General features: G+C 30.4%; 27 protein-coding genes. 26 read left to right on the forward strand and 1 reads right to left on the reverse strand.

Annotated elements, in window-relative coordinates:
- Window positions 1-27: 27 nt before the first annotated feature.
- On the forward strand, window positions 28-828 hold the full coding sequence (locus BTO06_RS15755; RefSeq protein ID WP_232731475.1) for a hypothetical protein: 801 nt from the start codon (window positions 28-30) through the stop codon (window positions 826-828).
- A gap of 129 nt (window positions 829-957) precedes the next feature.
- On the opposite strand, the gene BTO06_RS15760 is transcribed toward BTO06_RS15755, so the two are convergent.
- Window positions 958-1,587, reverse strand: a complete 630-nt coding sequence (locus BTO06_RS15760; protein WP_100926219.1) for a TetR/AcrR family transcriptional regulator — start codon at window positions 1,585-1,587, stop codon at window positions 958-960.
- 54 nt (window positions 1,588-1,641) lie between these two features.
- Between BTO06_RS15760 and BTO06_RS15765 the strand changes: the two genes are divergently transcribed.
- The 25 genes from BTO06_RS15765 (at window position 1,642) to BTO06_RS15880 (ending at window position 22,340) form a co-directional block, all read left to right on the forward strand.
- A complete protein-coding gene (locus tag BTO06_RS15765; RefSeq protein WP_100926220.1) occupies window positions 1,642-2,499 on the forward strand; it encodes an alpha/beta fold hydrolase in 858 nt (285 codons plus the stop codon).
- A 212-nt stretch (window positions 2,500-2,711) separates the two neighbouring features.
- Complete coding sequence (locus BTO06_RS18595; protein ID WP_157811889.1) at window positions 2,712-3,293, forward strand: hypothetical protein; 582 nt, start codon at window positions 2,712-2,714, stop codon at window positions 3,291-3,293.
- Between the two features lie 1,357 nt (window positions 3,294-4,650).
- Window positions 4,651-5,247: a hypothetical protein gene (locus BTO06_RS15775; protein ID WP_100926222.1), complete on the forward strand. Its 597-nt coding sequence runs from the start codon at window positions 4,651-4,653 to the stop codon at window positions 5,245-5,247.
- A gap of 149 nt (window positions 5,248-5,396) precedes the next feature.
- Window positions 5,397-6,155, forward strand: coding sequence for an NADAR family protein (locus BTO06_RS15780; protein WP_100926223.1), 759 nt, complete (start codon window positions 5,397-5,399; stop codon window positions 6,153-6,155).
- 210 nt (window positions 6,156-6,365) lie between these two features.
- Complete coding sequence (locus tag BTO06_RS15785; RefSeq protein WP_157811890.1) at window positions 6,366-6,845, forward strand: hypothetical protein; 480 nt, start codon at window positions 6,366-6,368, stop codon at window positions 6,843-6,845.
- Window positions 6,846-7,604: 759 nt separating this feature from the next.
- Complete coding sequence (locus BTO06_RS15790) at window positions 7,605-8,132, forward strand: DMP19 family protein (protein ID WP_157811891.1); 528 nt, start codon at window positions 7,605-7,607, stop codon at window positions 8,130-8,132.
- A gap of 148 nt (window positions 8,133-8,280) precedes the next feature.
- The gene (locus BTO06_RS15795; protein ID WP_100926226.1) at window positions 8,281-8,742 is read left to right on the forward strand and encodes a hypothetical protein; all 462 of its coding nucleotides are present in this window, start codon (window positions 8,281-8,283) and stop codon (window positions 8,740-8,742) included.
- Window positions 8,743-8,898: 156 nt separating this feature from the next.
- Complete coding sequence (locus BTO06_RS15800) at window positions 8,899-9,369, forward strand: hypothetical protein (protein ID WP_100926227.1); 471 nt, start codon at window positions 8,899-8,901, stop codon at window positions 9,367-9,369.
- A 150-nt stretch (window positions 9,370-9,519) separates the two neighbouring features.
- Window positions 9,520-10,092, forward strand: a complete 573-nt coding sequence (locus BTO06_RS15805; protein WP_100926228.1) for a hypothetical protein — start codon at window positions 9,520-9,522, stop codon at window positions 10,090-10,092.
- A 203-nt stretch (window positions 10,093-10,295) separates the two neighbouring features.
- Window positions 10,296-10,760: a hypothetical protein gene (locus tag BTO06_RS15810; protein WP_100924101.1), complete on the forward strand. Its 465-nt coding sequence runs from the start codon at window positions 10,296-10,298 to the stop codon at window positions 10,758-10,760.
- Window positions 10,761-12,127: 1,367 nt separating this feature from the next.
- The gene (locus BTO06_RS15815) at window positions 12,128-12,595 is read left to right on the forward strand and encodes a hypothetical protein (RefSeq protein ID WP_100926229.1); all 468 of its coding nucleotides are present in this window, start codon (window positions 12,128-12,130) and stop codon (window positions 12,593-12,595) included.
- Between the two features lie 73 nt (window positions 12,596-12,668).
- Window positions 12,669-13,175: a hypothetical protein gene (locus BTO06_RS15820; protein ID WP_100926230.1), complete on the forward strand. Its 507-nt coding sequence runs from the start codon at window positions 12,669-12,671 to the stop codon at window positions 13,173-13,175.
- 43 nt (window positions 13,176-13,218) lie between these two features.
- Window positions 13,219-13,608: a hypothetical protein gene (locus BTO06_RS15825; RefSeq protein WP_198517094.1), complete on the forward strand. Its 390-nt coding sequence runs from the start codon at window positions 13,219-13,221 to the stop codon at window positions 13,606-13,608.
- 1,291 nt (window positions 13,609-14,899) lie between these two features.
- Window positions 14,900-15,499, forward strand: a complete 600-nt coding sequence (locus BTO06_RS15830) for a hypothetical protein (protein ID WP_100926231.1) — start codon at window positions 14,900-14,902, stop codon at window positions 15,497-15,499.
- A gap of 381 nt (window positions 15,500-15,880) precedes the next feature.
- Window positions 15,881-16,102, forward strand: coding sequence for a PLDc N-terminal domain-containing protein (locus BTO06_RS15835; protein WP_100925596.1), 222 nt, complete (start codon window positions 15,881-15,883; stop codon window positions 16,100-16,102).
- A gap of 163 nt (window positions 16,103-16,265) precedes the next feature.
- On the forward strand, window positions 16,266-16,538 hold the full coding sequence (locus tag BTO06_RS15840) for a CPCC family cysteine-rich protein (RefSeq protein ID WP_100926232.1): 273 nt from the start codon (window positions 16,266-16,268) through the stop codon (window positions 16,536-16,538).
- Window positions 16,531-16,908, forward strand: coding sequence for a hypothetical protein (locus BTO06_RS15845; protein WP_100926233.1), 378 nt, complete (start codon window positions 16,531-16,533; stop codon window positions 16,906-16,908). Before BTO06_RS15840 ends, BTO06_RS15845 begins: the two co-directional genes overlap by 8 nt.
- Before the next feature lie 217 nt (window positions 16,909-17,125).
- Window positions 17,126-17,794, forward strand: a complete 669-nt coding sequence (locus tag BTO06_RS15850) for a hypothetical protein (protein ID WP_100926234.1) — start codon at window positions 17,126-17,128, stop codon at window positions 17,792-17,794.
- A 146-nt stretch (window positions 17,795-17,940) separates the two neighbouring features.
- Window positions 17,941-18,513 carry a hypothetical protein gene (locus BTO06_RS18725; protein ID WP_198517095.1) on the forward strand — a complete coding sequence of 191 codons (573 nt, stop codon included), beginning with the start codon at window positions 17,941-17,943 and terminating at the stop codon, window positions 18,511-18,513.
- A 329-nt stretch (window positions 18,514-18,842) separates the two neighbouring features.
- Window positions 18,843-18,986, forward strand: coding sequence for a hypothetical protein (locus BTO06_RS18605; RefSeq protein ID WP_157811692.1), 144 nt, complete (start codon window positions 18,843-18,845; stop codon window positions 18,984-18,986).
- A gap of 138 nt (window positions 18,987-19,124) precedes the next feature.
- Window positions 19,125-19,694, forward strand: coding sequence for a hypothetical protein (locus tag BTO06_RS15860; protein WP_100926236.1), 570 nt, complete (start codon window positions 19,125-19,127; stop codon window positions 19,692-19,694).
- 633 nt (window positions 19,695-20,327) lie between these two features.
- On the forward strand, window positions 20,328-20,732 hold the full coding sequence (locus tag BTO06_RS15865) for a hypothetical protein (protein ID WP_198517096.1): 405 nt from the start codon (window positions 20,328-20,330) through the stop codon (window positions 20,730-20,732).
- Window positions 20,733-20,870: 138 nt separating this feature from the next.
- Complete coding sequence (locus tag BTO06_RS15870) at window positions 20,871-21,515, forward strand: hypothetical protein (protein WP_157811892.1); 645 nt, start codon at window positions 20,871-20,873, stop codon at window positions 21,513-21,515.
- A gap of 217 nt (window positions 21,516-21,732) precedes the next feature.
- The gene (locus BTO06_RS15875; RefSeq protein WP_100926238.1) at window positions 21,733-22,011 is read left to right on the forward strand and encodes a hypothetical protein; all 279 of its coding nucleotides are present in this window, start codon (window positions 21,733-21,735) and stop codon (window positions 22,009-22,011) included.
- A complete protein-coding gene (locus tag BTO06_RS15880; protein WP_232731476.1) occupies window positions 22,008-22,340 on the forward strand; it encodes a hypothetical protein in 333 nt (110 codons plus the stop codon). Before BTO06_RS15875 ends, BTO06_RS15880 begins: the two co-directional genes overlap by 4 nt.
- Window positions 22,341-22,376 lie beyond the last annotated feature (36 nt).

A 22,376-nucleotide genomic window follows, 5' to 3' on the forward strand; every position in this document is an offset into this window, starting at 1 on the left:
CACCATACACTAAACGTTACCTGCAATTTGAAAAAAGCATTTTACATATCAATTTTACTGACTTTAGGATTTTGGAACTTTTCATTTTCCCAAAAAACTGAAGTGGAAAAATATTATGTTCGAGTTGACACAGCTTTTGTAACTGAATTGAAAAAAGCCTATGAAATTTCGACAGCAGAATTAATGAAAACTCTGGAAGTCAAAAACGAGGGACGTGAGAATTTAGGATTTGGCTATCAATTAAAACAAAGTGGAAAAGGACTTGGGAGTATGACAATCAATTATCAGATTTTATACTTCAAAAACGAAATTGTGTCATATGAACTTACAACACGAATTCCTAACAAATCAAAGAAATTAAAAAAGCTATACAAGGAAAAACTATCCACTCTTTTCAAAATTAATGACGACTTTAAAGTGGAACCAATCTATTTCGGAATTGACAACTCAACCGAACCGTTAACTGGAATTGAAAAATGGAATAATGACAATCTGAATGAAATAATGAGTCCTTTCTCATCGATAATTTTCGGAACTTATTGTGGAGAAAGTATGACTCTAATGAATAATAGAAAATTATTTGACCAAATCATTGAAAGTGGCAATTGCGAATATTTGCTTTATAGTAAAAATCCAGCAACTCGATTAATGGCAGTCGAATTTTATTACTGTAACCTAAATGAATTTAGTGACTCACAGAAAAAATCGATTGAAACTCGAATTGCGGAATTGAATAGAAAACCAATGCTGACAAGAACTTGTTCTGGCTGCATAATTGGAGGAGAGTTAACAGAAAAAATAATAACTGAATTAAAAAACTGCAGGTAACAACGTGTATAATTCATTGCTAGTACTCGCCTACTTACGAAAATCCGCGAGGATTTTCTATTCGGTTTGTATTTGCTAATTTAGTTGCTGAAACACGCAACGAAACCATACACAAAACGTTGTAACACATCACCCAAAAAACTCTGGTAATAAATTTTGAAACTCTCTTTTTCCTTTAAAAGTAAGATAAGGAAACAATATACTTAAGAAAGTGTGTATGTGGTAATCAATATTAGCTAGATTTAATTTATTCGGATATAGACTGCCAGAATATAACCAAGTATTACCATAGTTAATCATTCTGTCAGCTAGAAAATCATATTCAAATTCAAAGGATGAATCTATCATCAAATCTTTTTCTTTCATTTTTTTAAACAACAAAAAACAACCGTTAATTCTTTTTTTATAAACTTCTTGAAAATGCTCTTGCACTTTAACATTTATAGAAAGAAGATTATATAAATCTGTCCAAAAAAAAGAATAGTCTAACATCCTCTTCATACTTCTTTCAACATCATTTTTAACTTGTTCTATCGAAATTTCAATCTTGCTTAAAACATTAATTCTTTCATCAAATTCTGCAGCCATCTCAAAATACAAAGCCTCGAAAATATCCTCTCGCTTTTTAAAGTGATAATTTAAGTTTCCTGAACTCATATTTAGTTTTAAAGCAATCATTCTTATAGTTACTTGGCTATAACCTCTTTCATTAAAAAGAGTTTTTGCAGTTTCTAAAATCAACTTTTTCTTTTTACTCATTAGTAAACTTGTCCTAAACTATTATAATTAGTAAATTTGTCCTAAAATTACAAAATGAAATCATTATACAAATCAGAATTAGGAAAAAAGGAGATTATGAATCTTTATGAGCAAAAACTAAAGGATTTAAATATAGATTACAAATACAAACTCGTTAAAACTAATTTTGGAAACACGAACATTATTATAGTTGGTGATTCAATAAAACCACCAATATTAATAATTCACGGTTCAAATGGTTGCGCTCCAATTTCATTGGAAACTTATCCAAATCTTCACAAAGAATTTCAGGTATTTGCCATAGATGTTCTTGCACAACCAAATAAAAGTGCTCAAAACAGATTGAGTATGAAAGACAATACTTATGGTCTGTGGATAAACGAATTAATAAAAAAACTTGAATTGAAAAATGTAACTATGGCTGGTTTCTCTTTCGGTGGATTAATAATTCTTAAAACTTTGATTCAGAATGAAAGTAATATAAAAGAGGTGTTTTTATCTGCCCCTGCATTTATAGTAAATGGAAACCCATTGATTGCATTGTTTAAGGTATTTATTCCTATGAAACGATACATGAAAAATCAAAAGACTAAATATCTTGAAAAATTCTTGCAATCTCTCTTTTCTGAAAAAGATGAATTTGCACTTAATTATTTATCAAAGGTATTTTTGTATTTCAATATGGACTTCACACCTGTTCCAATAATAAAAAAAGCAGAAGCCAAATTGATAACAACTCCAATAAGTTTATTTGCTGCTAAGCAAGACATTATGTTTCCTGGAATAAAAATGCTAAAACGTGCTAACAAAATTTTTCCGTCATTAAAAGAAGCTATTTTATTAGAAGATTCAAAACACGTCCAAAACAGAATTGATAATAATAAGATTGAAAAAATAATATTAAGAAAATAACGTGTTACAACAATGGCTATAATTAATACGGGGTTAGTGTTTAATCCAAGAGTAAATGTATTTTTATAAAGACCGCCAAATCTTTTGATTTGACTTTATAACAGAAAAAGATAAAACAAAATAAAAAGTTTTGGCTAAGTGATTAGCCGGAAAATCAGTAATTTTAATTCCCGTACTAACTATAGCCGAAACGTTGCCAGTAATTTGAAAAAATGGAATATACATTAATACTTCTCGCAATTTTTATTGTTGCGATTTCTAGAGCATATTATTTAGATTATAAAAGTGATAAGGAAGAATTTAAGTTTTCTTTAAAAAAAGTTGGAAAAAAGGTTCTTGAATATTGTTTTATTCTTTTAATAATAATTGGAATTAAATCTGCTTACACTTATTTCATTCCCTTAAATAAAACTCACGGAGTTGAATACAATTCGGAACGATTGAAATTAGGAATCCCACAAATATCAGGCAATCTAAAGTATATTCCTGAATGGTCAGAGCAATTCGAACTAGTTTGGTATGATGAAAATTCAAAAAATGGACATTTTAAAAAAATTGTTGAATATGGAGTTTTAAATGTAAAATCTGAAACTGACTATTACAAAAATGAAAACAAAAAAGATATTTATGTATGGTCAGAATATGATTTTACCGATAACTCGTTCGCATATTTTATGGAGAAACCTAATGATAAAGTTGCTTCCGTTTCGGAAAATGGACAACTAAAAATTGAAAAACCAAGAATAGAGCAGATAATAAATAAATCGGAATTTGAAAAATTTATAAACGAATAAAAACTACTGGCAACAATGGCTATAAGTAATTGCTTGTTCTCGCCTACTTCTGAAAATCCTCGCGGATTTTCAGTTTGGTGCGTACTTGCAAAGTTTAGTACTAAACCACGCAACTACTCATAGCCGAGACCGTTAACTATCATTGTCGAGAATTATATGAAGTTCTATTTTAGATAAATCAAAGTCAGTTGTAAAATTGTACTTTTCAACAGTAATTCCAGCTTTGTCCTTTTTTTAGAGAACTAGACGTTTTATGGCTTGGATCATTTGCCAATCTCCTAATTTCTTGATTGTCGGTTCTTGTTTTGTGTTTGAAAAGTCTCTGGATCGTTCCGATAACTTAGCTTACTTTTTACTTTTAAGTAGAACCTCATCGTATTTTTAGCCAATTCTCGCTGAACGTTCTGATCCGTTCTTTTTCTAAAAAAAGGCTTTTTACAAAACTTAAAATACGCAAACTAAATGCAAGTAAGGCTTTTGACTATTTATCCTTTATTGGCTGATAATTGTACTTGTTTATAAACCTTTAGATTTGCATTCTGTCTCGTTTGCTTTCAGTATAAAATTTTCTAAACGCTTTGAATTTTGGCTAGTGTTCTCCAACATTAGTTAACAGCGTGTATAAAAAATTGCTTCTTTCTCTATAAATCAAAAATTATATTTACTTTTAAATCATGAAAATGAATGAAAAATTGCTACTAAAAATCATTGCAACTTTTCATACACAATTACGTTAACTATCATTGTCGAGAATTATGTGAAGTTCTCTTTTTGATAAATCAAAGTAAGTTGCAAAATTGTACTTTTCAAGAGTAATTCCAGCTTTGTCCTTTTTTTAGAGAACTAAACGTTTTATGGTTTGGCTCATTTGCCAATCTCATTATTTCTTGATTGTCGGTTTTTATTTTGTGTTTGCAAAGTCTCTGGCTCGTTCCGATAACTTAGCTTACTGTTTACTTTTGAGTCGAACCTCATTGTATTTTTAGCCAATTCTCGCTGAACGTTCTGATCCGTTCTTTTTCTAAAAAAAGCTTTATACAAATCTTAAAAAACGCAAACTAAATGCAAGTAAGGCTTGTAACTATTTATCTTTCATTGGCTGAAAATTGTTCTTGTTTGAAAACGTTTAGTTTTGCATTCTGTCTCGTTTGCTTTCAGTGTAAAATTTTCTAAACGCTTTGAATTTTGGCTAGTGTTCTCCAACATTAGTTAACAGCGTGTATAAAAAATTGCTTCTTTCTATATAAATCAAAAATTATATTTACTTTTAAATCATGAAAAACGAATGAAAAATTGCTACTAAAATCACCGCAACTTTTCATACACAATTACGTTACCACATATTTGAAAAAGAGAAATGAACCTAGAAGACATTAGAGAGAATTATAAAAAATTTGACGATTGGAAAATTGAAAAACTTGCAACTGAAGAGGCTGATTCATTACGCCCAGAAGTAGTAGATATTTTAAAATCAGAAATAAAAAAAAGGAATTTAAATCATAGTTTAATTAACAGTGTAGATTCTTTAACAAAGAAAATAACAGATAAGGATTTAAATCAATATTATGAGATATTGAAAAACCATCCTTGCCCGAAATGCAAATCAAAAAAACAAAAAATCAACGCAACTTTTGTCGGTCAAGTTATCAGCATTTTTGTAATAACAAATTACGATAAATCAATAAGAATTGCTTGCTCAGATTGCCTAGACATAATGCATAAAAAAGCTAATATAAAATCACTTCTTTTGGGTTGGTGGGGAATTCCATGGGGACCAATAAATACGATTAGATCATTAATTTTCAATTTTAACATGAAAAAATATAATCGTACCGAAAGTCAAAATGAAATTCTAGTAGATTTTATTATTGACAATGTTGGAATTATGGAAAGAGCAAAAACAGAGCCAGAAAAATTAACTGATTTTATAATAAGAATAAACAATACGATTTAAAACATGTGGTAACACCGTGTATAATTAATTGCGGCTGAATTTCCTCGCCGGAAATTCAATCTTATTAATTATCTTTCCGAAACATCGGAAAAGAACTCGCGTCCTTTTCCCGCAAAAAATCATACACAAATACGTTGCCATTAATTAGAATGAACTACACGAACGAGAAAATAATTGAACGAATTGAATCTGGAGAAAACCTGAAATATCTTCTATTTTGGGGACATCAAAAGTCTGACCGAATTACAAAATCTTGTTTTAGTCAATGGTATGAATCTGAATTTGAGATTAACGGAATTAAATTCTTGACAGCTGAACATTATATGATGGCTGAAAAAGCTCTGTTGTTTAACGACAAAGAAATTTACCAGGAAATAATCGAATCAGAAAAAGCAGGAAAGGTAAAAGAACTTGGAAGAAAAGTAAAAAACTTTAACCAAAGGATTTGGGAAGAAAATCGATTTGACATAGTAGTTAGAGGTAATTTCCACAAGTTTAGTCAAAACCCAGAGTTATCTGAATTTTTAAAAAACACGAATGACCGAATTTTAGTTGAGGCAAGTCCTGTAGATAGAATTTGGGGAATTGGAATTGCACAAAATGACGAAAATGCTGAAATTCCATATTTTTGGGACGGACTGAATTTACTTGGTTACGCTTTAATGGAAACAAGAGATATACTAAACAAAATTGGAGAATTTAAACCTCTTGAAAATTCTGTTTTACCACCTTGGTTGGCTCATCCTGAAATCAACAGATATAGTATTGGTTGGAGAATGGGATATGGAGAAGAACATATTGATAACCTAATTGAATATTTAGACAAAATAACTGATACCGAAAGAATAATATACGAACTGACCTATCCTGAAAATGAGGAATGGAAAGATTGGTATAAAAACGGATAAAAAACTAATGGCAACACGGTGTATAAAACATAGCTAATAAGTGCTAAACCGAAAGGTTTGTGTATATTTAAAAAGTCCGCCAAATTTTTAATTTGGCTTTTAAAATTGATAAGTTAAAAACAAAATATAAAAATTCGGCTCTGTGTTAATCCGAAATCTTAGTGTCTTTTTACACGCTACGTTCCATACACAAGTCCGTTGTAACACATTTTGAGAAATCTATTAACTTATATATTGATATTTACTATTTGTTTCGGATGTTCTGACAAAAACTCTGAATGGAAATCTAAAATGGATGCAACAATATTCTTTGGAGCAGAACCGAAAAATGAAAAGTTTAATTTGACTTTCAAAAAAACGGGAAACAAACTGAATTTTAAATACGTAAATCAAATCGATACAACAAAAACGATAGCGATAAACAAAATAATTGATACTGACACTCTTCTTTTCGGATTTGACAAGTTTGTAAAAACTAGCAAAAAGCCTTTCACAAATGATGAACTTCAAGGATTGGAGTTTGACTATTATGATACATTAGATTATGCAGATGACGCAACTGGACCAATTTTATTTAGTGAGAAATATGGACTTCTTGCAATTAACAATGTATACGGACCGACAATCATATTTCTGGATAAAAAAAATGATTATCTGAATGAATACATAATTGATAAATTAAATGAATAAAAAACGTGTTACAACAATGTATAACCGCAATTACGGCGGATTCGAATGCGTCCGAATCCACTCGGAATTGCTAAAGCCTGTGCTAAACCGAAAAGTCTGCGTATATTAACCCGTAACTGACGGTTATACGAGACCGTTAACTATCATTGTCGAGAATTATGTGAAGTTCTCTTTTTGATAAATCAAAGTCAATTTCAAAATTTTACTTTTCAAGAGTAATTCCAGCTTCGTCCTTTTTTTAGAGAACTAAACGTTTTATGGTTTGGATCATTTGCCAATCTCATTGTTTCTTGATTGTCGGTTCTTATTTTGTGTTTGCAAAGTCTCTGGCTCGTTCTGATAACTTAGCTTACTTTTTACTTTTGAGTCGAACCTCATCGTATTTTTAGCCAATTCTCGCTGAACGTTCTGCTCCGTTCTTTTTCTAAAAAAAGGCTTCATACAAAACTTAAAATACGCAAACTAAATGCAAGTAAGGCTTGTGACTATTTATCTTTTATTGGTTGACAATTGTGCTTGTTTATAAACGTTTAGATTTGCATTCTGTCTCGTTTGCTTTCAGTATAAAATTTTCTAAACGCTTTTAATTTTGGCTAGTGTTCTCCAACATTAGTTAACAGGGTGTATAAAAAATTGCTTCTTTCTCTATAAATCAAAAATTATATTTACTTTTAAATCATGAAAATGAATGAAAAATTGCTACTAAAATCATCGCAACTTTTCATACACAATTACGTTGTAACACATTAAAACGAACCTTTGAAAAAACTATTAATATTCGTAACATCATTATTTTCAGCCAATGCAAGTTCGCAAATGGAATTTGATTTAGACAAAGTTCTGAAAATGGAAAGACGAGATATGATAATTATGGAAATTGACACATATCTGAACAAAAAATGTGAATACGGAGAAAAGGTTGACAGACTGAACGAATCGCAAAAAGTCTTGTTGATTGTTGAAAATTTGGAACGAGAAATTAACAATGGTGGATTTCATCAATTTTATTGGAATTCAAGTGGAGAGTATGCGAATGAGACTATTGATGCTTTAATAAAAATTGGAGCGAACGAAACAGCCGAAATAGTTAAAAAAGCTAATTCGGAATTTAAAAATGAAATCGTACCAAAAGACCGAGCTGAAAGGCACAATGAACTTGAACTGATTGAGGAAAAGGCAAAAGAAAATTGGAATAAATGCGATTCTGAATTTTACGAATATCAGGATAATTTGATCGAATTATTAATTGCTTTTGTAATTAAAAATAAACCCGATTTTGAAAAATAACATGTTACAACAATGTATAACCGCAATTACGGCGGATTCGACTTTGTCTGAATCCAATCGGTAATTACTAACACTAGTTTTTAACCAAATTATGTAACTTTAATCCCGTAACAACAGTTATACAAATACGTTGTACCCAATTTGAGAAATGAACAGATTTAAGACCATAATTCTGATTTTCGTACTAACTTTTAGTCTTTATTCCTGTACAGACAACAAGGAAAAAAGAAAAGAAATTGTAGCGGAAAAAATTGCTCAATTTTCAGACAAAAAAGCGGAATGGAATAAATTGAGAAATCGGATTTTAGCAAATCAATTTGTAAACTCTAATTTAGGTAAAGGAATTTATCCAAGCGATTTAGAACAATCACTATCGACTGAATTAATAAAAAAAGGAATTAAATTCATTACTGTATGCAACGATTCTGACTGTAAAAAAGTGGAATATGCAACTGGATGGACTGAATACCCAATCGGAACTTTAAACCTGACTTGGACAACGTGTGACCCAAAACAAACCGAGAAAGGATTTTCGACTGAATATGGATTTATCGAAGTATTTGGAATTGGAAATAATTGGTTAATAGTAGTTGACAGCGACTTTATCTGAAAATAAAAACTGGGTACAACAATGGCTATAATTCATTGTGGTTTTGTGCCACACCAAAATAAGAGTATTAATCAAACAGCTGGATTTCGGCGGAATAATCCTGCGGATGATTCCACAACGAAATCATAGCCGAGACCGTTAGCACAAATTGAAAAAATGAAATTTGAAAAAGACAGTCTAACACTATTTTTTAGAATAATTTTAATGTTTATTCTATTAATTCTTATCAATTTACTAGTATTGACATTTCTCTCAACAAATAAAGAGAAAATTATAAACTGGATTCCTATTTTAATCTATTCTGGTTTACTGACTATTTTCTTTTTACTCTTTCTAACTCATAGTGTACTGATTTCCAAAGAGAAACTAATACTCAAGAACATCTTCGGAATGACTATCAATAAACTGGACCTAAAAAAGCAGTATTCAAGAAAAATCAAAAAAAGAAATGCCACATTCGAAGGAGAAGTAATAATTGGACTATTTAGAAAAAAATATGGATCAAGTACAACTATTTATTTTAAGTCAGAATATCAGAAGAAAAAAATCTGGATAAATGGACACATTTTGACTGATAAAGGATTAGATAATTTGATTAAATCAACAAAAAAAAGAAACTTGTGCTAACAAAGCGTATAATTAATTGCGGCTGAATTTCCTCACCTGAAATTCAATCTTATTAATTATCTTTCCGAAACAACGGAAAATGACTCGCGTCCTTTCCCGCAAAAAATCATACACAAATACGTTAGCTACAAGTTTTAACATCATATATTCATGATAAAAAAGAGATTTAAATTTATCTTACTAATTACTTCAATATTCAGTCTTTTTTCTTGCGCAAATACAAAATGTACTGAAATTAATTCTGCAGAAGGGAAAGGAGAGAAAGTATTGATTTCTATGATTGACTGTTACTCTTCAGAAATTGTTTTTGAATTAGAGGTAAAGTTAAATTTTATCAAAGACAGTTTGACCAATACTAAAACGATTAACATAGCTACTGAAAATATCTCATTAAAAAAGAGAAAGAACTTTAATTATCTTGTAGATGCAATTAGATTAAGTAAAGATTTTTACAGCTTGAGCATAGCAATAAGTAAAGGAAATAAAATTAGTATTTCTGGCATGAACCCTAATGATAAAGTTCTACCTAATTATTCTCGTAAAAGAGTTATTAAAGGTTCACTTTACACGTTTAGTTTTACAGGTACCGTAAGAGAAAAAAATGGGGACTTTTATTCAGTAATAGAGGCTGATTCTTCTAATATAAGAGCAATAAAAGGCTTCAATAAAGATTATACTAATTATTTAAAAAATTATACAATTGAATTATCAATACACCAGTAGCTAACAAAATGTATAATTAATTGCGGCTGAATTTCCTCAACGAAAATTGTATTTTATTAATTATCTTTCCGCAACACCGGAAAATGACTAGCATCCATTTCCCGCAAAAAATCATACACAATTACGTTACCATACATATCACAATGACGCACAAACAACGAAAAATATTCTATCCGATTATTTTCTTTTTAGGAATAATTTTGATGTATTTTCAAATACAAATTTTTCGGAATACAATAATAAACTGGATAATTCCTGCGTCATTAATAATTGCAGTTGGAATAATAGCTTATCTGCTAGATTATAAGAATTATAAAGAAACTTATTTTCATTATGGAACAACGAAATTATATGCGACATTAAATTATTTAGTCGGATACGGATTTATAGCGTGTTCAATCTTTATGTTTACGAATTACTATTTTGCTGACCAAAACGTGAAAACAGAATCTTATAAAATTATTGACCGAACTTCAATACGTGGAACAAAAAAATCTGGAATTGGAAAGGAACAACCTGTATTTACAATAAAATACAAAGGACAAAATAAAGAGTTAGTTTTCGCTAACGAATATTATGCAAAAATGAACTTTTATAAATCTATCAAATTTAAATCAAGAAAAGGTTTTTTTGGATTTGATATTGTAGAAAACAAAATACTGAATTAACAAATAGCGGAATAAAATACGTATGGTAACACCGTGTATAATTAATTGCTTTGGCAGGTGCTTATTTGGAAAATTCCTTCGGAATTTTCTCGGGTTCGTATTTGTTTACTAATTTAGTTGCTTAAACACGCAACTAACCATACACAATTCCGTTAACTATCATTGTCGAGAATTATGTGAAGTTCTCTTTTTGATAAATCAAAGTAAGTTGCAAAATTTTACTTTTCAAAGGTAATTCTAGCCTTGTCCTTTTTTTAGAGAACTAAACGTTTTATGGTTTGGCTCATTTGCCAATCTCCTAATTTCTTGATTGTCGGTTCTTATTTTGTGTTTGAAAAGTCTCTGGCTCGTTCCGATAACTTAGCTTACTTTTTATTTTTGAGTAGAACCTCATCGTATTTTTAGCCAATTCTCGCTGAACGTTCTGATCCGTTCTTTTTCTAAAAAATGGCTTTTTACAAAACTTAAAATACGCAAACTAAATGCAAGTAAGGCTTGTAACTATTTATCTTTTATTGGCTGACAATTGTTCTTGTTTGAAAACCTATAGATTTGCATTCTGTCTCGTTTGCTTTCAGTGTAAAATTTTCTAAACGCTTTGAATTTTGGCTAGTGTTCTCCAACATTAGTTAACAGCGTGTATAAAAAATTGCTTCATTCTCTATAAATCAAAAATTATATTTACTTTTAAATCATGAAAATGAATGAAAAATTGCTACCAAAATAATCGCAACTTTTCATACACAATTACGTTAACTATCATTGTCGAGAATTATGTGAAGTTCTCCTTTTGATAAATCAAAGTCAGTTTCAAAATTGTACTTTTCAATAATAATTCCAGCTTCTTCCTTTTTTTAGAGAACTAAACGTTTTATGGTTTGGCTCATTTGCCAATCTCATTGTTTCTTGATTGTCGGTTCTTATTTTGTGTTTGCAACGTCTCTGGCTCGTTCCGATAACTTAGATTACTTTTTACTTTTAAGTAGAACCTAATCGTATTTTTAGCCAATTCTCGCTGAACGTTCTGATCCGTTCTTTTTCTAAAAAAAGGCTTTACACAAATCTTAAAATACGCAAACTAAATGCAAGTAAGGCGTGTAACTATTTATCTTTTATTGGCTGACAATTGTTCTTGTTTGAAACCGTTTGGATTTGCATTCTGTCTCGTTTGCTTTCAGTGTAAAATTTTCTAAACGCTTTGAATTTTGGCTAGTGTTCTCCAACATTAGTTAACAGCGTGTATAAAAAATTGCTGCATTCTCTATAAATCAAAAATTATAGTTACTTTTAAATCATGAAAATGAATGAAAAATTGCTACTAAAATCATCGCAACTTTTCATACACAATTACGTTGTAGAGCATTAGAATGACAAATCTGATAAACATAGAAGTTTTAGATAATAAACAAGGTGGACATGAAGATTTACTTTTTGATATTCCTGGACTAGTAAATCAGAAAAGGTTTGACACCTATTATTTCGCTTTGGCAATTGAACCAAAAAATGGACTTACTGAAATTAAAAAAGCTGTCGGACTTTTAGTTAACTCTTGGAATAGAAAAATTAAAGAATTGGAAAAAGGGAAAACAATCTATTTGCCAATTGATTTCTCAGACCAATATACCGGATGCATAAAATTGGAAAAAGGCAACAGCATTAACTTGACCTACGGTTACTCCATGAAAGAAGGATGGAATGTCGACCCGATTAATCCGACTGACTACTTTGATTCAATAAAGGATTTTAAGCCGGAAGGAAATGAGTCACTTAAAGTTGAACAGGAAGAACTTGAAACTTGCCTGACCAAATTGACAGATAAACTAAAAAAAGAATAAAAACGCTCTACAACAAAACCTAAACTGCATTAAAACGCAGCTTAGCCGAGACGTTGTAGTGCATTATAATAAAATGAAAATATACGCAAAACATATTGGTAGGATTTCATTCTTTAAATACATAGGAGTAACTGTACTTATCCTAAGTGGAATGCTGATTTTTTCAATGTATTTATCTCCAGAGTTAAAGAAACTGATTAATAGGAATTTGATTAATCCATACTTGAATGAAACGTTATATTTTTCAATCCAAATAGTGTTGGATTTAATAATTGCATTTTTTATTGCTGGAAAAATTGGAGAAGAAATAATTAAAAATAATAAAGATCCTTTTTTATCGACCTTTCTCGGCTTCTTGAAACTATGGTTTGGAATATTTATAGTCGCAATGTTTTCTGAAATGATACCTAGACTAATTGAACATGGAATTGATTTCGGATTTATTGGCTTGGGTATTTTAATGTGGCTAGTTATGGGAGGACCTCTATTTCTTTTAATTGGTGCAGCACAAGGTGGATTGACAAGTTGGTTTATAGGTAAAGAAATTGAAAAAAGAAAAACGCACTACAACACTATGTAAAAATGCATTAAAACGCATTTTACACCAAACGTTACCTGCAATAATGAAAATGACTAAAGAAGAATATTTTGAAAAAGCCAAGTTTATTTGGCAGAATTATGTACCCAAATCAGGACAAGCAGAAACAGTCCAAGGAGAACTGCTTCGAGCCGTTGAAAAACTGAGAGATGAGGCTCACCGAAATGGAAATATAAATTGGGATAACGGACACGAGATTTTGGGACTTTATGTCAAAGATACTCTGATCAATTCGAATGAGTTTGACCAAGAAACAGTAAAACAAATTAAATCTGATATTCAAAGGCTTTTAATCTTTGAACAACCTTATTTAGAGGACGATATTTATGATCGATTAACTGACCGAATTGTAGATTGGTTTATTAAACACCCCGACCCTGTTTCGCACGAGTTAAATCCTGATTTACATCGATAAATGACAATAAAAAATGCAGGTAACACCACCTAAACTGCATTGAAACGCAGCTTAGCCAAAACGTTAACTATCATTGTCGAGAATTATGTGAAGTTCTCTTTTTGATAAATCAAAGTCAGTTGCAAAATTGTACTTTTCAACAGTAATTCCAGCTTCTTCCTTTTTTTAGAGAACTAAACGTTTGATGGTTTGGATCATTTGCCAATCTCATTATTTCTTGATTGTCGGTTCTTGTTTTGTGTTTGAAAAGTCTATGGCTCGTTCCGATAACTTAGCTTACTGTTTACTTTTGAGTAGAACCTCATCGTATTTTTAGCCAATTCTCGCTGAACGTTCTGATCCGTTCTTTTTCTAAAAAAAGGCTTTATATAAAACTTAAAATACGCAAACTAAATGCAAGTAAGGCTTGTAACTATTTGTCTTTTATTGGCTGACAATTGTTCTTGTTTGTAAACCTTTAGATTTGCATTCTGTCTCGTTTGCTTTCAGTGTAAAATTTTCTAACCGCTTTGAATTTTGGCTAGTGTTCTCCAACATTAGTTAACAGCGTGTATAAAAAATTGCTTAATTCTCTATAAATCAAAAATTATATTTACTTTTAAATCATGAAAATGAATGAAAAATTGCTACTAAAATTATCGCAACTTTTCATACACAATTACGTTAACTATCATTGTCGAGAATTATGTGAAGTTCTCCTTTTGATAAATCAAAGTCAGTTTCAAAATTTTACTTTTCAACAGTAATTCCAGCTTCGTCCTTTTTTTAGAGAACTAAACGTTTTATGGTTTGGATCATTTGCCAATCTCCTAATTTCGTGATTGTCGGTTCTTGTTTTGTGTTTGAAAAGTCTCTGACTCGTTCCGATAACTAAGCTTACTTTTTACTTTTGAGTAGAACCTCATCGTATTTTTAGCCAATTCTCGCTGAACGTTCTGATCCGTTCTTTTTCTAAAAAAAGGCTTTTTACAAAACTTAAAATACGCAAACTAAATGCAAGTAAGGCTTGTAACTATTTATCTTTTATTGGCTGACAATTGTGCTTGTTTGTAAACCTTTAGATTTGCATTCTGTCTCGTTTGCTTTCAGTGTAAAATTTTCTAAATGCTTTGAATTTTGGCTAGTGTTCTCCAACATTAGTTAACAGCGTGTATAAAAAATTGCTTCTTTCTCTATAAATCAAAAATTATATTTACTTTTAAATCATGAAAATGAATGAAAAATTGCCGCTAAAATCATCGCAACTTTTCATACACAATTACGTTGTACTTAATTTAAAAATGAACTAAAATTGAAATTCGGAATATTTGATAAATTTTGGGATAATCAACCAAATCACTTACCTCTTTTAAACCTGAAAATTGATTTATCAGATACTGAAACCTTCAATCTTGGTAAATCCTTAAAACTAATTGACGGAATAATATCTGAGAATGAAATTCACGATATTTATAATGATACTAGAAAATTACTAACTGAATTAAATTGGAGGTTACATTTAGTTGCATTGATTACAATTTTAAAATTAGAAAAATCTGAACAGCAAAAGTTTATTGGATTTTTATGGAAACGGCTTTGTTTAGGAACTTGGGTAAGTCCTCAATTATTAGTTACTCTTTCCAAAATAGATTTTAATTTTAAAGAAAAAGCCCAATTGATACTTAAGGAAATCGGATTGAATGAATTCAGAGGAAATTATCTAAGCAAACAAGAATTAGCTGAAAGAAAATTCAACTATGCTTTAACTAATAATAAAATATTAAACTCTCTTAGATATCTAAAAGACGGAAATTTTTTAACCGAAATAGATGACGATAATGGAGCTAAAATCGCTCTAAACTGGAATGAACAACTAAGTGAATTGAATAAACTCAAACTGATAAAAAACTAAGTACAACAAAGCGTATAATTAATTGCGGCTGAATTTCCTCACCGGAAATTCAATCTTATTAATTATCTTTCCGCAACATTGGAAAATGACTCGTGTCCTTTTCCCGCAAAAAATCATACACAAACCGTTGGCTTTAATGCTAGAGTTAGTTTGCCAAATAGAAAAAACTAGTTTGAATGTTTGGGTTTTTTTGAGAATTTCATGAAACATAAAACAGAAAAACTGTATTGTGGAATTCCAAAATCTGTCTCAAATCTCATTCAAGAGTGGAATTTAAAGCAACATCGGAATTGCTAACTTAAACGCTGAATGAATTGCTTTGCGGAAAAAATCGGAATTTGAGCTAGTTTGTGAAAAAGAAAAACTGAATAAAAATATAATATGGATAAAACAATTAATGATTTCTCAATTGGACTTTTTATATGTCAAGCTTTAATTTTATTATCAATTGGACTTTGGATTTATTGCTTGCTTGACATTATAAAAAATAAGTTTGCTCAAAATGACAAAATAATTTGGATTTTAGCAGTCATATTGATTCCATTTATAGGTTCGTTGTTGTACTTGTTTATTGGAAAAAATGAGAAACTGAAATTAAACTGAAAAAACACATAAAGCCAACAATGTATAACCGCAATTACGGCGGATTCGGCCACGTCCTAATCCACTTAGTAAATACTAATGTAAGTGCTAAACAGAAAATTAACGTATATTAACCCGTAACTGACGGTTATACTAAACGTTGTAGCCCATTAAGAAAACATACATGAAAATTGAATTAGACGAATATTGTCCTTGTTGCGATTACAATACTTTTGAAAAAGGGGAAAGATTGCAATATTCAATTTGTCCAATTTGTTTTTGGGAAGATGACCCAATTCAATTTGAAGAACCTGATTATGTAGGTGGAGCAAATAGAGTTTCTTTAATTCAAGCAAGAAAGAATTTTATTGATTTTGGTTCTTGTGAAAAAGATATGATTAAGAATTGTCGAAAACCGAATAAAAACGATATAAAAAAAGCAATAGCGAATGGATGAAAGAGCTTTCAAAACGTTGACTGAATACTTAGAAAGAGTTCCCGCAATAAATTCACCAATAGCTACAGGAATTGATGAAGAAGGACTTTGGTGGATTAAATTTCAAATAGATATTCACAATGAATATGCTTGGAGTGTAGTTCAGGAATTGGGATGTGTAGTAAATTACTTATCAATCAATGAAAGATTACCAACAGTTTTTTATCCAGTTTCTCCTGCACCGTACATGAATGGAGGACCAACAGATTTTCTTTCTTGGGTAATCGAAACTAAGGACAAAGAATTCAAACCAGGAACATTAAAAAAGTGGTTAGAAGGAAGATTGCCAAATCCATTAGATGATTTAGAACAATGGAATTTAGATGAATAAAAAAAACGGGCTACAACACTGTATATAGCAAATAGGGCGATCGGTGGTTAAAGAAAGTTCTGTACTATTTACAAACACCGCCAAATCGTTGATTTGGCTTTTAAAATGAATAAGTTAAAAACAAAATACAACGATTTGGCTCAGTGCAAACTTGAAAGTTTTTCGCTTTCTACTGCCCTACTTACCATATACTAAACGTTGGCAATAATAGTGAATAATGAATTGGAAATGGAAAAAAGAAAGTATTCTAAATACCTATGATAAGAATACTGATTGTAAAGAGATTTTTAAAGCAACTTGCGATGAAATTGGTGAATATTTTTCAAAAAAAGGCTGGAAATATGCTAAATCAAAACCAAAAATCACTTTTAAAAATAAATCAATAAAATTTGAGATTTCTTTTTGGTCAAGTAGATCAAATACCCCAGGAGAGTATGTGAATTTGGAAATTATTCCAACTTTCGTTTCTCTAGAATTAATTAAGAAATTAAAAAACGAAGGAGTTTCTTCTAAAGGATTCATGGGATTCCCAAACTTTTACAGACTATCTGAAAAAGTACCAAAAGGTAAAGAACAAATTATTAAAGTTTTCGGAGAACCAATAAAAAGAGACTCAAGATACAATGAAAATGAAGGGATAATGATTTACAGTAATAATATAAATATTTATAATATTTCAGAAATTGATTTCCTGAAAATAATTGATTTTATTGAAACTCAAATAACTTCTTGGATTGAATGGTCTGATGACTACCAAAAACTGATTAAATTTTACAACTACTCTCTTTCCTATCACAAAAAGCAGATGATTGAGAAAAATTTTTTACATTATATGATCATGAAATTTCCGGATAAACAGGTTGAAATTTTGAAAACTATACAATAATTACAATTGCCAACAAAGCGTATAATTAATTGCGGCTGAATTTCCTCAACGAAAATTCCGTCTTATTAATTATCTTTCCGCAACATCGGAAAATGACTCGCGTCCTTTCCTGCAAAAAATCATACACAAATACGTTACCTACAATTATGAAAAAACCGAGAATACTAATCATATTATTTCTGATTTTTACTTATTTGCAATGTTTCGGACAACAATATTCGGAATATGCAATTGACGGAAACGGATTTGATTCTGTTTTTCAAGACTTGGAATCAGGGAATTTTAACGGAACAATAAACGGAACTCTAATCGTAAAAAATTCTGATAACAAGGAGTCACTATTGGATTTTCAAGGCAGTTATGCAAAATTGGAAATTGAAAAAGATAAAGACGAAGTTTATGACTTGAGCTATAAAAAATATGGAGGAAAAACAACAAGCGGTAAAACGGAAATAAAATATCAGACTTACGGTTCTGCTAACTCGTTCGGAATTGAATTTAAGGGAGAGTTTTACGAATTATCATTAATTGACGGAGCTTGTGACCTAGTCATAAACGGACTTGAATACTCTTATGAATCGGAAAAAAGTGCTGAATATCTTATTATCCGAGTAGCTAAAGAAATTGAATTAAAGAATAGTTATAAAAGCAAAGTTCGAAAATCAATTAAAGTATTGCCGAATTCGACTTTGATTTTTGCTATAAAACGGAATAAATAACTGTAGGTAACACTGTATATAATTTATTGCTAGCTGAAGCCTACTTACCAAAATCCTTATGGATTTTCTATTTGGTTTGTATTTGCTAAATTAGGTGTTTAAAACACGCAACAAACCATATACATCAACGTTGTATGTAATAAGTCCAACTTTTGGCTTTTAAATACACTTTTTGATTGTGATCAAGGATAGGTAAAACAGGATTAAAATTAACTAAACGTAAGAATGCAGTTTAGTCAAGCTTATCGATTGACATCGTATGAGAGTTACACTTTCAAATACGCATGCTAGCGTAATAAGCTTGCCGAAATTAGAAGATTTTTTTGACAATGTCAAGTTTTAAAACGATAATTTTATTTAAATCAATGTTTTACAGCAAAGCAGAAAATCATTTTTCAGATAACAAACCATATCAGTCTGTGGTTGATATAATTCATAATCTTGAAAAAACAAGTGGATTTAAAGTAATCTGAATGTAGCGCCTGGACTGACTACGTAAATATAAAAACAGAAACTATAAGATTTTAGCTATATTTACTACAAACAACAACGTGTAAATTGCATTAAAACGCAACTTACACGAAACGTTAGCAGCAAGTTAAGAAACGACCGTGAATAGTATAAGAACATTAAGAACAATAAATAAAGAATTAGCATATAATTCATTAACCGATTATGTCGGAATTGAAATCCCAATTGATATATCCAAAAGTGGAGATCAAATTGCAGAAGAAATAAAGCTTCTTGTAGAAGAAAACCTTAATGTTCAAGTCAAATCAAATGAAAGTAATAGCATAAAAGGAACTATAGCAAAATATGGCTTAATTGATATAAATTTTGAAATAGAATTAAAAGATAAATCTAACCCTAATAACGGAATTCAAGTTTTAAAGGATAATGGTTGGATTGACAAAGAATCAGATTCTGAATTTCAAGATGATTCAATTCTTGATGATATCGTGACTGAATTGAACGAAAATAAAAATTATTTAAAAGTATACGCAGTTTCTACAAATCAAAAAGAAAAGTGGTTTAAAGAAAAATCATATCTATTCAAACAGTTAATGAATGGAGAAAAGATTAAACCAAAACCTAATGACAAAATAATTACGTTTAAAATAAAAGATATGTGTATAACCAATTATTCGGGAATTTGGTTGTGGAAATATTTCTATATGTAAATGAATATAAACCAGCTGCTAACAACGTGTATAATTCATGCGGTTGATGGTTAAGACAAGGAACAAATCCTACATTTTCGTATATTCACTACTCGGAATCATCCTGCGGACGATTCCGCACAAATCATACACGAACACGTTGTATGTAATAAGTCCAACTTTTGGCTTTTAAATACACTTTTTGATTGTGATCAAGGATAGGTAAAACAGGATTAAAATTAACTAAACGTAAGAATGCAGTTTAGTCAAGCTTATCGATTGACATCGTATGAGAGTTACACTTTCAAATACGCATGCTAGCGTAATAAGCTTGCCGAAACTAGAAGAATTTTTTGACAATGTCAAGTTTTAAAACGATAATTTTATTTAAATCAATGTTTTAGAGAGGAGCAGAAAATCATTTTTCAGATAACAAACCATATCAGTCTGTGGTTGATATAATTCATAATCTTGAAAAAACAAGTGGATTTAAAGTAATCTGAATGTAGCGCCTGGACTGACTACGTAAATATAAAAACAGAAACTATAAGATTTTAGCTATATTTACTACAAACAACAACGTGTAAATTGCATTAAAACGCAACTTACACGAAACGTTAGCAACAATCAAAAAGAAAAGTGAAATCAAGAATAATGTTTATTGAACCGGGTGGAGGATTAGGAGCCTATGATGCAAGAATTGGCTTGGTAACTTTTTCTAAGACAGGAAAAACCTTAAAGTATAATGGGCAAGAATTTCAGTCTTTAAAAGGAATGGGATATAAATGCAATTACTTTGACATAGAAACTGGAGAAGAATATTGGATTTCTGGCCCCAAAAAGAACGGTGATGACGCTCTTTACCCTCTAGACATAGAAATTGATGAAAATATACGTGAAGATTATTGGATTGAAATTAGGAACAGACCTGATTTGATTGACTTAAAAAAGTATAATTCTAAAGGAAAGTATACAAAAAGGACACCTAATCCTGAATTGTCTGTTGGAGGAACAACTCGTATTGGGACCAATCGGGGAGGTGATAAATTAAGAAGATAAAACAGTTGCTAACACCACCTAAACTGCATTAGAACGCAGCTTAGCCAAAACGTTACCCAACATTTGAAAAAACTTTACAAAATAAATAACCGACTCCTGAGAAGATTGTTATTCGACAACTTAAAAGTTGTAGGGCTAATGATTGTAGTACTTCCCGTTTATTATAAATGGAAAAATGGAACCGATTTTGTTTTAGAAGATTTCTGGATTTGGTTTATTATTGGTTTTACCATAATTACCAATATTCCTGCCGTTATTCTTTATTTAAATTACTATTTTGAGAATAGAAACACGGAATTTACTTTGGATTATGAACAATTAAAAATATCTATAACCAAAGATGGTGTTAAAAAAGAATATCAAAAAAATGAAATTGAAAAATCTACATATCATTTAGGAATTTATTATAAAAATGCAGTTGATAGAGCAGGTCGAATTCCAATGTTAATTTCCGATTTTGGATATTGGGATATACAATTCAAAAATGGTGATCGATATTATTTAACTAATATTCTACATGACTTTCTTCATCAAACTCCGTTACTTCTGAAAACTAGATATCGATTTCGTATTTATCCTTACATAAATAAAAAAGATAATAGAAAAGGAATAAACTTATTTGAAGAACCAAAAAAGGAAAAGACATTAACCGAAAAATTTATTGAACAATATCAATCTAAAAACGAAAGACAATTACGAGAGATTTTGGATAATAAGAAAAGTTATCAAAAAGAAGCTGTGGAAGCAGCTGAAATATTGATGAAGAGAAAAAACGTTGGGTAACAATGGCTATAATTAATTGTCGCTTTTTAGTTGACAGAAAAAGAATTACTAAATTTAGACAGAAGAAATAAATAAGAAAGCCATGAAAGTTATGCCAGTTTTGTTTCGCCACCAAAAGTGCCTCCGCCAAAGCTTGATCCGATTGTCGGCACAGCCATTGGCACAAAACTGTCCAACAACAACATAATCATAGCCAGAACCGTTGTAGCCAATAAAAATGGAAATCGAATTTCAAGAATATAAAGACCGACTATTTGAAATCATTTTAGGTGAAAGCTATCATGATGAATTTTTGAATTTGATAAACCTTTTATCTAAAAACGGGAAATCTAAGAATGAGATTTATAATCTATTTCTTGAATTCCATGCAGAAATTCAAATTGATGACAGGACTAAGAAATCAGAAACAGTTTATGACAACTTAAGTGATTTCATGGATGGTTTCACGGAATGGAGCAAGAGTTTAAAAATTCTTCCAAACGAACCAGATTTATGACGAAGAATATGGAGTTTAAACTTTGGCTGGAATTTGAGGAGGTTGAACCTGGTAATTGGGACATTGAGAATGAGTTTTGCAATATCCATGTCGACTTACCAGACGGTAGACATTATGGAGTTAACGTGTGGACATTCAAATTCTTAGAAACATCAATTAGACAAGATATAGAGAACGGGGAAAATTTAAATGGATTATATCAAACTCCGCCTGACCTGTTTGTAAAGGAATTAACAAGAGATTGCATTGAAAAAACAATTTCTGACTTATTGGAAAAAGGAGATTTGGAAGATGTTTTAAACCCGACAGTAATTGATAATGAAAAATAAAAACTGGCTACAACACTATGTAAAAATGCATTAAAA

The sequence above is a fragment of the Tenacibaculum sp. SZ-18 genome, from assembly GCF_002813915.1.
In the GTDB taxonomy this organism is placed as follows: Bacteria; Bacteroidota; Bacteroidia; order Flavobacteriales; family Flavobacteriaceae; genus Polaribacter.

Bases quoted from the DNA above. Each gene is read 5' to 3' on its own strand.
- BTO06_RS15760 (WP_100926219.1), bottom strand. From the start codon at position 1,587: ATGAGTAAAAAGAAAAAGTTGATTTTAGAAACTGCAAAAACTCTTTTT.
- BTO06_RS15765 (WP_100926220.1), top strand. From the start codon at position 1,642: ATGAAATCATTATACAAATCAGAATTAGGAAAAAAGGAGATTATGAAT.
- BTO06_RS18595 (WP_157811889.1), top strand. From the start codon at position 2,712: ATGGAATATACATTAATACTTCTCGCAATTTTTATTGTTGCGATTTCT.
- BTO06_RS15775 (WP_100926222.1), top strand. From the start codon at position 4,651: ATGAACCTAGAAGACATTAGAGAGAATTATAAAAAATTTGACGATTGG.
- BTO06_RS15780 (WP_100926223.1), top strand. From the start codon at position 5,397: ATGAACTACACGAACGAGAAAATAATTGAACGAATTGAATCTGGAGAA.
- BTO06_RS15795 (WP_100926226.1), top strand. From the start codon at position 8,281: ATGAACAGATTTAAGACCATAATTCTGATTTTCGTACTAACTTTTAGT.
- BTO06_RS15800 (WP_100926227.1), top strand. From the start codon at position 8,899: ATGAAATTTGAAAAAGACAGTCTAACACTATTTTTTAGAATAATTTTA.
- BTO06_RS15805 (WP_100926228.1), top strand. From the start codon at position 9,520: ATGATAAAAAAGAGATTTAAATTTATCTTACTAATTACTTCAATATTC.
- BTO06_RS15810 (WP_100924101.1), top strand. From the start codon at position 10,296: ATGTATTTTCAAATACAAATTTTTCGGAATACAATAATAAACTGGATA.
- BTO06_RS15815 (WP_100926229.1), top strand. From the start codon at position 12,128: ATGACAAATCTGATAAACATAGAAGTTTTAGATAATAAACAAGGTGGA.
- BTO06_RS15820 (WP_100926230.1), top strand. From the start codon at position 12,669: ATGAAAATATACGCAAAACATATTGGTAGGATTTCATTCTTTAAATAC.
- BTO06_RS15825 (WP_198517094.1), top strand. From the start codon at position 13,219: ATGAAAATGACTAAAGAAGAATATTTTGAAAAAGCCAAGTTTATTTGG.
- BTO06_RS15835 (WP_100925596.1), top strand. From the start codon at position 15,881: ATGGATAAAACAATTAATGATTTCTCAATTGGACTTTTTATATGTCAA.
- BTO06_RS15840 (WP_100926232.1), top strand. From the start codon at position 16,266: ATGAAAATTGAATTAGACGAATATTGTCCTTGTTGCGATTACAATACT.
- BTO06_RS15845 (WP_100926233.1), top strand. From the start codon at position 16,531: ATGGATGAAAGAGCTTTCAAAACGTTGACTGAATACTTAGAAAGAGTT.
- BTO06_RS15850 (WP_100926234.1), top strand. From the start codon at position 17,126: ATGAATTGGAAATGGAAAAAAGAAAGTATTCTAAATACCTATGATAAG.
- BTO06_RS18725 (WP_198517095.1), top strand. From the start codon at position 17,941: ATGAAAAAACCGAGAATACTAATCATATTATTTCTGATTTTTACTTAT.
- BTO06_RS18605 (WP_157811692.1), top strand. From the start codon at position 18,843: ATGTCAAGTTTTAAAACGATAATTTTATTTAAATCAATGTTTTACAGC.
- BTO06_RS15865 (WP_198517096.1), top strand. From the start codon at position 20,328: ATGTTTATTGAACCGGGTGGAGGATTAGGAGCCTATGATGCAAGAATT.
- BTO06_RS15870 (WP_157811892.1), top strand. From the start codon at position 20,871: ATGATTGTAGTACTTCCCGTTTATTATAAATGGAAAAATGGAACCGAT.
- BTO06_RS15875 (WP_100926238.1), top strand. From the start codon at position 21,733: ATGGAAATCGAATTTCAAGAATATAAAGACCGACTATTTGAAATCATT.
- BTO06_RS15880 (WP_232731476.1), top strand. From the start codon at position 22,008: ATGACGAAGAATATGGAGTTTAAACTTTGGCTGGAATTTGAGGAGGTT.